Below are 7,354 nucleotides of genomic sequence, written 5' to 3'. Positions count from 1 at the left end.
CTTCTATGCGGATCAGGGTGCGGAGTTCGGCGGCGCCGGGGCAGCGCGGGATCGAGGCGACCGCCTCGTCCACCAGATCGTCCAGCCGCATCAGGGCGCCGTCGATGCCAAGCTCGCGGGCGGCACTCATGCGGTCCAGCGCCGCATCGCGCCCGACCGGCTTGCCGAGGTCTTCGGCGTTGCCGGCGGCGTCGCGCAGGTCGTCGGCGACCTGGAAGGCTTCGCCCAGCCGTTCGCCGAGGTCGCGCCAGGGATCGGCGTCGTGTCCGGCGGCAACGGCGCCGCAGACGGTCGCCGCCGCGAACAGCGCCCCGGTCTTCGCCCGGTGGTAGGCGCGGAGGTCGGCCTGCGGCTCGCATTCCCACGCTTGGCCCGCGACGATGCCGAGCGGCATCCCGACCGCGCGGCCGACGCTGAGCACCAGTCCGGCAAGGCGGAGCGGCGGGCAGGCGGTTTCCCGCGCCAGCGTCTCGAACGCCAGGACGATCAGGGCGTCGCCGGCAAGGACCGCCAGCGGCTCGCCGAACGCCCGGTGGACGGACGGCTTGCCGCGCCGCGTCGCCGCGTCGTCGAAACAGGGAAGGTCGTCGTGGACCAGCGATGCGCAGTGCAGCAGCTCGATGGCGGAGGCCGCCGCCGTGGCGGGTGCCGCATCCTCGATCCCGCAGGCATGCGCCACCGCAAGGCACAGGCGCGGCCGGATTCGGGCGCCGCCGGGAAAGACTGCGTAGCGAAGGGCGGATGCCAGCCTGGGGGGAGCGCCGGAAGCCTCCGCCCGGCTCAGCGCCTCGTCCAGGGCTTGTTCGATCTTGTTGACCCCATCCATGGGCAGCCTCCCCCGCTTTGATGAAGACCCAGCTTGTTGTAAACCAAGCTTACCGTGATTGACTGTCCATTGACATTGACACTACTATTCGTCCGGATCAACGACATTCTTGGACCTGCCGGTGAGACGAAAATCGTGAGACGGAAATCGTGACGGAAAAACGGGTTGTCATCGTGGGTGCCGGCATCGCCGGCCTGACCGCCGCCTTGCGGCTGGCGGTCCATGGGATGAAGGTCACCGTCGTCGAGAAGGCCGGCAGCCCCGGCGGCAAGATGCGGGAGGTCGAGGTCGGCGGTGCCCGGATGGACGCCGGGCCGACCGTCTTCACCCTGCCCTATATCTTCGAGGAGATCTTCGCCGAGGCAGGGACCAATCTTGCCGACCACGTCACCCTGCGCCGGGCCGAGGTTCTGGCGCGGCATGCCTGGACCGACGGGTCGCGGCTGGACCTGTTCGCCGATATCGACCGCTCGGCCGATGCCATCGGCAGGATGGCCGGCGCGGCGGAAGTGAAAGGCTTCCGCAGCTTCTGCGCGGAGGCGCGGCGGACCTGGAACACGCTGGAAACCTCCTACGTCCGCAGTCCGCAGCCGAGCATCAAGGGGCTGGTCGAGGGAGCCGGCCTGCGCGGGCTTGGCAACCTGTGGCGGATCAGGCCGTTCGATACGCTCTGGGGCGCCCTTGGCGATTACTTCCACGATCCGCGCCTGCGCCAGCTTTTCGGCCGCTACGCGACCTATTGCGGGGCCTCGCCGTTCCAGGCCCCGGCCACGCTGATGCTGGTGGCGCATGTCGAGCAGGAGGGCGTCTGGCTGGTCGAGGGCGGCATGGCGCGGCTGGCGGAAGCGCTGGCCGGTCTGGCGCGCGACTCCGGCGTCGAGTTCCGCTACGGCGTCGCCGTGAAGGCGATCACAGCCGGCCACGGTAGGGTAGACGGCGTCGAACTGGTCGGCGGGGAGCGGATCACGGCGGATGCCGTCGTGATCAACGCCGATACTGCCGCCTTGGCGTCTGGATTGTTCGGCGCGCGGATGACCCGAGCAGCCCCCCCTACCCCGCCGTCCCAGCGATCGCTGTCTGCCGTGACCTGGAACATGGTGGCGGAGGTCGAGGACTTCCCGCTGTCGCGCCACACCGTCTTCTTCTCCGACGACTACAAGGCGGAGTTCGACGACATCTTCGGCCATTGGCGCCTGCCAGCCCGGCCGACCGTCTATGTCTGCGCCCAAGACCGCGACGCCGATACCGGCATGGCTCGGCAAGGGCCGGAGCGGCTGATGTGCCTGATCAACGCGCCGGCCATCGGCGACACCCACACTTTTACCGACAAGGAGATCGAACAATGCGCGACCCATACCTTCGGCATTCTGGCGCGCTGCGGACTTCGGCTGAAGCGCTCTCCGGATCGGACGACGGTCACGAATCCGACGGATTGGAACCGGCTGTTTCCAGCCACGGGCGGAGCGCTCTACGGCCCGGTGGGGCACGGCTGGAAGGCCTCGTTCAGCCGCCCGACCGCGCGGAGCCGGATACCCGGCCTCTATCTGGCGGGGGGCAGCACGCATCCGGGACCGGGCGTCCCGATGGCGGCCTTATCAGGCCGGATGGCGGCGGGGCTGCTGCTGCAAGAGTTCGCCCAACGGGAGTCAGGTTCGACGAGCCGGTCGTCCGCAACGGCTACGCGTGGTGGTACATCGACGCGCTGAGCGACGACGGCAAGCAGGGGCTGACCGTCATCGCCTTCATCGGCAGCGTGTTTTCACCCTATTACGCCTGGGCGCGGCGGCGCGGCCATGCCGACCCGCAAAACCACTGCGCGCTGAACGTCGTCCTGACGGGACCGGGCGGCAACCGCTGGAGCATGACCGAGCGGCCTCGGCGTTCTCTTAAGCGCGACGCGGCGCATCTGGAGATCGGCGCCAGTTCGCTAAGATGGGACGGGACGGCGCTGGAGATCGACATCAGCGAGACTTGCATGCCGGTGCCGTCGAAGATCCGGGGCACCGTGCGCGTCATTCCGGAAGCGGTGACGGCGGGACCGTTCAACCTGGACATGAAGGGACGGCATCGCTGGTGGCCGATATCGCCGCGCTGCCGGGTGGAGGTGGCGTTGACCAGCCCGGCCCTGAGCTGGAACGGGGCCGGATACTTCGACACCAACGACGGCGACGAAGCCCTGGAAGATGCCTTCACGACCTGGGACTGGTGCCGGGGCAATACCGGCCGGGGCGCCAGCATCCTCTACAACGTCGAACGGCGCGGCGGCCCGCCGCTGGCGCTGGCGCTGGAGGTGGACCGGGCGGGTGCCGTCGAGCGGTTCGACCCGCTGCCGGTCGCAACGCTTCCGGCGACTCGCTGGTGGCGGATCGGTCGCCAGACGCGGGCGGACGCCGGGCACCCTGTTACGGTGGCCGAAACGCTGGTGGACGCGCCGTTCTACGCGCGGTCAGTGCTGAACACGCGGATCGCGGGCCAGCCGGTCACGGCGATGCACGAGAGCCTGTCGCTCGACCGCTTCAGCACCGGCTGGGTGCAGGCGCTGCTGCCGTTCAGGATGCCGCGCGTGCCGTGAGGAGTTGGAAAACGTAAACGCGGCCAAAGGCCGCGTTTACGAGCCTCGGCAGTCCTGAGTGGATCACTTCGCTGACGCTGTCATAACGTTCGCTCTCGACATAGCTGCGGGCGAATTTCTCAAGACATGGAGTGTGGAGCGGAAGATGAGGGGCAACCGGCGCTCGCCCGAAATAAGGACCTGCCCCGGTTTTCAGTGCCTCCGGTTTTCCGGCGGCATGCGGACGTTGGCGCCGGGGCCGGTCTCGCCGAGTTTCTGCTGTTTGCGCTTGGTGCGAACTGCTTGATAAATAACGGCTACCAGTACGATCAAGAGCGTAAGACCAGCGAGCAGCCAGACCAGTGAACCGCTTCCAGAAGCATCCATAACCTGTTCCTTCCTGATGTGGGGAGCGTGCGATTTCTATGTCGTGATCGCTCCCAACCGAATCCCGATGAAATAGTTCCGGGATTTCCCTTTAGGACGGCAAGTCCTTGTCTTTGCTCTGTTTCTCATTCGGCTTCTCGTAGCGCTTCAGCGATCTCAGCTCCCAGACGATCCAGGCCGCGACGCCGCCGAAGACGAGGAGGAGTTCGATCGCGGCGAACCAGCCGTCAGCCATGGCGCTGAAGGGCGGCGCGCTGGCCGCGTTCCAGGCGTTCGAACAGCGTGATCAGCCAGATCACCTGATCGGGAGACTGCGCCGGGGTTTCTTCCGCCGCGACCGACGCCGCCACTGCTTCGACCAGGAAGCGTGTCGCTTCCAGCGGTGGATGAGCGGTGCCGGAGCAGCGGCCGGCCGCCGCAGCGACCAGCGACCGGCCGAGCAGGCGGGCCTTCCTCGAGCGCGGCACGACGGCGCGGGACGCGATCGAATCGCCGCCCCGGAAGGCGACCTCGTGCCCGATCCCGGCGTAGAGATGGCGTGCGGCGGAGATGCCGGGCCGGCAATCGGCGGGAAGCCGGGCGATGCCGTCGTCGGCGCGGCGGTAGAGGGCATCGGCGGCGCTCAGCAGGCGCAGCACGACGCTGCCGAGAGCCTCGGTGAAGGCCGGGGCGGCCAGCCAGGCGTCGGGGTCGATGCCGGCCTCCCGCAGCCAGTCGAGCGGCAGATAGAGCCGGCCCATGCGGGCGTCCTCGCCGACATCGCGGGCGATATTGGAGAGCTGCATCGCGACGCCGAGGTCGCAGGCCCGCGCCACCACGTCGGGCGAGCGTTGCCCCATCAGCACCGCCATCATGGCGCCGACGGTGCCGGCGACGCGTGCCGCATAGGCCTGGAGCTCGCCGAGGTCGGCGGGCCGGCGGCCCTGGATATCCCACTCGAAGCCCTCGAACAGGGCTTCCAGGATGCGTCTCGGGATGCCGAAGCGCTCGACCGCATCGGTGAGCGCCCTGTCGACCGGCGACGGCAGCGGACGGCCGGCGTAGATCCGCTCCAGACGGACGCGCAGGCGGTCGAGGCGCTCGGCGGCGGAGCGGTCACCTGGGCAGTCCACCGCGTCGTCGGCCAGCCGGCAGAAGGCGTAGAGCGCCGAAGCGGGACCGCGCACCCGTGCCGGCAGGAGCAGGGAGGCCGCGTGGAAGGTGCGCGACTCCCGCCGCAGCACCCGCCGGCACGCGGCGATGTCGGCGGCGAGGTTGGCGGCACTATCAGCGGCGATTTCAGCGGCGCCGGATTTCTGCTGCATCCGGCACCACCATGTCCAATACCCGTGCGGAGGAAAGTACGCCCGGCAGCCCGGCTCCCGGATGGGTGCCGGCGCCGACCAGATAAAGCCGGTCCACCTCTTCGCTCCTGTTGTGGGGACGGAACCAGGCGCTTTGCGTCAGGATCGGCTCCAGGCCGAAGGCGGCGCCCTTGAACGAAGACAGCCGGTCCTGGAAGTCCTGCGGGGTCAGCAGGCGCGACGTGACGATCTCCCGGCCAAGGCCGGGCAGCAGCGTTTCGGACAGGCGGCGCTCGATCCGGCTGCGGTATTCCTCCGCCATGACGGACCAGTCGGTGCCGCTGTCCAGATGCGGCACGCAGGACAGCACGTAGAAGGAGTCGCACCCGGCGGGCGCCAACGACGGATCGGTCGCGGTCGGGCGGTGGAGGTAGAGGCTGAAGTCAGGCGCCAGCACCTTGCGCTCGAAGATGTCGTGCAGCAGCTCGCGGTAGCGGGGGCCGAGCAGAATCGTGTGGTGCGCTACGTCGGCGTATTGCCGGCGGGTGCCGAAATACCAGACGAACAGGCTCATCGAATAGCGGGCCTTCTCGATCCGCTTGTCGGTCCAGCGCCGCCGGTCTTCCGGCGCCACAAGATGCCGGTAGGTCCAGGCGCTGTCGGCGTTGGAGACGACGACATCCGCCGCGATCTCCTCGCCGGACGCTAGCCGGACGCCGGTAGCTCGCCCGTCGGTGACGAGGATGCGGGCGATCTCCGCGTTGCAGCGGAGCGTGTTGCCCTGCCCCTCGATCAGGCCGACGAGGCCCCGGACCAGCGATCCCGTGCCGCCCATCGCGAAATGAACGCCCCAGCGCCGCTCCAGGAAGGCGATCAGGCTGTAGATCGAGGTGGTGGCGAAGGGGTTGCCGCCGACCAGCAGCGGATGGAAGCTCAACACGACCCGCAGCCGGGCATCGCGGACATGGCGGCAGACGAGGTCGTAGACGGAGCGATGGCCGGCCAGCCGCACCAGATCGGGCAGCACCCGCGCCATGTCGGTCCAGTTGTCGAACGGCACGTGGCCGAGCTTTTCGAAACCGATCCGGAACCGCGCCTCACTGGCTTTCAGGAAGCTTTCATAACCCGCGACGTCGCCGGGGGAAAACCTGGCCACTTCCGCCCGCATGGCGTCGGGGTCGCCGGAGTACTCGAAGACTTCGCCATCGTCGAAGCGGATGCGGTAATAGGGCGAGACGGGGCGAAGGTCGACATCGTCGGATAGGCTGCGGCCGCAGAGCTGCCAAAGCTCTTCCAGCAGGAAGGGAGCGGTGACGATGGTCGGGCCGGCGTCGAAGGTGAAGCCGTCCTGCCGGTAGACATAGGCCCGGCCGCCGGGAGCATCCAGCTTCTCCAGCACGGTGACGCGGTAGCCCTTTGCTCCCAGCCGGACGGCGGCTGCCAGCCCGCCGAACCCGCTGCCGATGACGACGGCGTGGGGAGCGTCCGGTGCAGACCGGAGATGGATGGAACGCCGCGCTGAAGTGGGTGTCATGATGTTCATCAATCACGAGCGTAACACCAAGTTTACACCGTGCCTAGTCCATATCGGCCTATCGGATGGTCGGATCCCTAGGCCTGTAAGCCGGCCCTGCCCCTATACCGCCATGCCTGAACGAACACGACCCTAAGTATGTGGGAAGTAACACGTTAGTTTCGGGACTTTTTACAAGTACCGGCCCGTCATCCAGGTACAGAGATGAGGTTTCGTCGATAGTACAGGGAGAGTGGCATGCGTAAATTGATGGCGCCATTGGCACTGATGCTTGCACTGGGACTCGTTGTCCCGACAAGCGCCAGCGCCAAGGAAGACGCCTCACGCGCCGCAGCTCTACAACAGTTGAAGAATACTAAAAAAGCTGTTGAAGACAGCGTCGCGAAGAAGGCCGACGACAAGGGCCTGTCCGGCAAGGGCAAGGACGATAAGGGTAAGGACGACAAGGGCCGCGGGGTTGCGAACGACGACCAGATGAAGAGCTGCTACGTCTATACATCCGCCGGAAAGCAGCCGCGTCCGGATCAGCGGCACATCTCCAAGGCCGACAAGATGCGCCTGAAGTCGAACGACAAGTTGAAGCAGCTTGCGGGCATGATCTTCCATGACGATGCCGTCCGCTACCCGGAAAAGGCGGACGATCCGAAGTCGTACAATCCCCGCTACAATCTCTACAGCAAGGATGACCGCATGGGCCGGAAGGCCTGCGTCCTCTTCTAAGATCACACGACAGTTTCCGTTATCAGCCGATGCCTGGGTCCTTTAGGGGGGAC

At 67.3% G+C, this 7,354-nt stretch carries 8 protein-coding genes; 3 read left to right on the top strand and 5 right to left on the bottom strand.

All coding sequences use genetic code 11. The features are described from left to right. The coding region (locus tag AC5JJ6_RS33670; RefSeq protein WP_496046220.1) for a polyprenyl synthetase family protein at window positions 1-826 on the bottom strand (826 nt) is incomplete at its 3' end. Between the two features lie 149 nt (window positions 827-975). Here AC5JJ6_RS33670 and crtD point away from each other — a divergent pair. Together crtD and AC5JJ6_RS33660 are read left to right on the top strand one after the other, a co-directional pair. Further along, window positions 976-2,532 (top strand): 1-hydroxycarotenoid 3,4-desaturase CrtD, encoded by a 1,557-nt coding sequence (gene crtD / locus AC5JJ6_RS33665; RefSeq protein WP_496046219.1) that lies wholly within the window; start codon window positions 976-978, stop codon window positions 2,530-2,532. Then, window positions 2,520-3,398: a carotenoid 1,2-hydratase gene (locus AC5JJ6_RS33660; RefSeq protein WP_496046221.1), complete on the top strand. Its 879-nt coding sequence runs from the start codon at window positions 2,520-2,522 to the stop codon at window positions 3,396-3,398. Before crtD ends, AC5JJ6_RS33660 begins: the two co-directional genes overlap by 13 nt. Window positions 3,399-3,590: 192 nt before the next feature. On the opposite strand, the gene AC5JJ6_RS33655 is transcribed toward AC5JJ6_RS33660, so the two are convergent. From AC5JJ6_RS33655 to AC5JJ6_RS33640, 4 genes are all read right to left on the bottom strand, one after another. Further along, window positions 3,591-3,764 carry a hypothetical protein gene (locus AC5JJ6_RS33655; RefSeq protein ID WP_496046218.1) on the bottom strand — a complete coding sequence of 58 codons (174 nt, stop codon included), beginning with the start codon at window positions 3,762-3,764 and terminating at the stop codon, window positions 3,591-3,593. A 91-nt stretch (window positions 3,765-3,855) separates the two neighbouring features. Further along, window positions 3,856-3,999: a hypothetical protein gene (locus AC5JJ6_RS33650; protein ID WP_496046217.1), complete on the bottom strand. Its 144-nt coding sequence runs from the start codon at window positions 3,997-3,999 to the stop codon at window positions 3,856-3,858. After that, window positions 3,992-5,068: a phytoene/squalene synthase family protein gene (locus AC5JJ6_RS33645; protein ID WP_496046216.1), complete on the bottom strand. Its 1,077-nt coding sequence runs from the start codon at window positions 5,066-5,068 to the stop codon at window positions 3,992-3,994. Before AC5JJ6_RS33645 ends, AC5JJ6_RS33650 begins: the two co-directional genes overlap by 8 nt. Further along, window positions 5,043-6,581, bottom strand: coding sequence for a phytoene desaturase (locus AC5JJ6_RS33640; RefSeq protein ID WP_496046215.1), 1,539 nt, complete (start codon window positions 6,579-6,581; stop codon window positions 5,043-5,045). Before AC5JJ6_RS33640 ends, AC5JJ6_RS33645 begins: the two co-directional genes overlap by 26 nt. 237 nt (window positions 6,582-6,818) lie before the next feature. On the opposite strand from AC5JJ6_RS33640, the gene AC5JJ6_RS33635 reads away from it, so the two are divergent. Further along, window positions 6,819-7,301 carry a hypothetical protein gene (locus tag AC5JJ6_RS33635; RefSeq protein WP_496046214.1) on the top strand — a complete coding sequence of 161 codons (483 nt, stop codon included), beginning with the start codon at window positions 6,819-6,821 and terminating at the stop codon, window positions 7,299-7,301. Window positions 7,302-7,354 lie beyond the last annotated feature (53 nt).

It is taken from the genome of Skermanella sp., assembly GCF_059503625.1.
The sequence above is the reverse complement of the archived record's forward strand: the minus strand, read 5'-3'. Positions and strand labels throughout refer to the sequence as shown.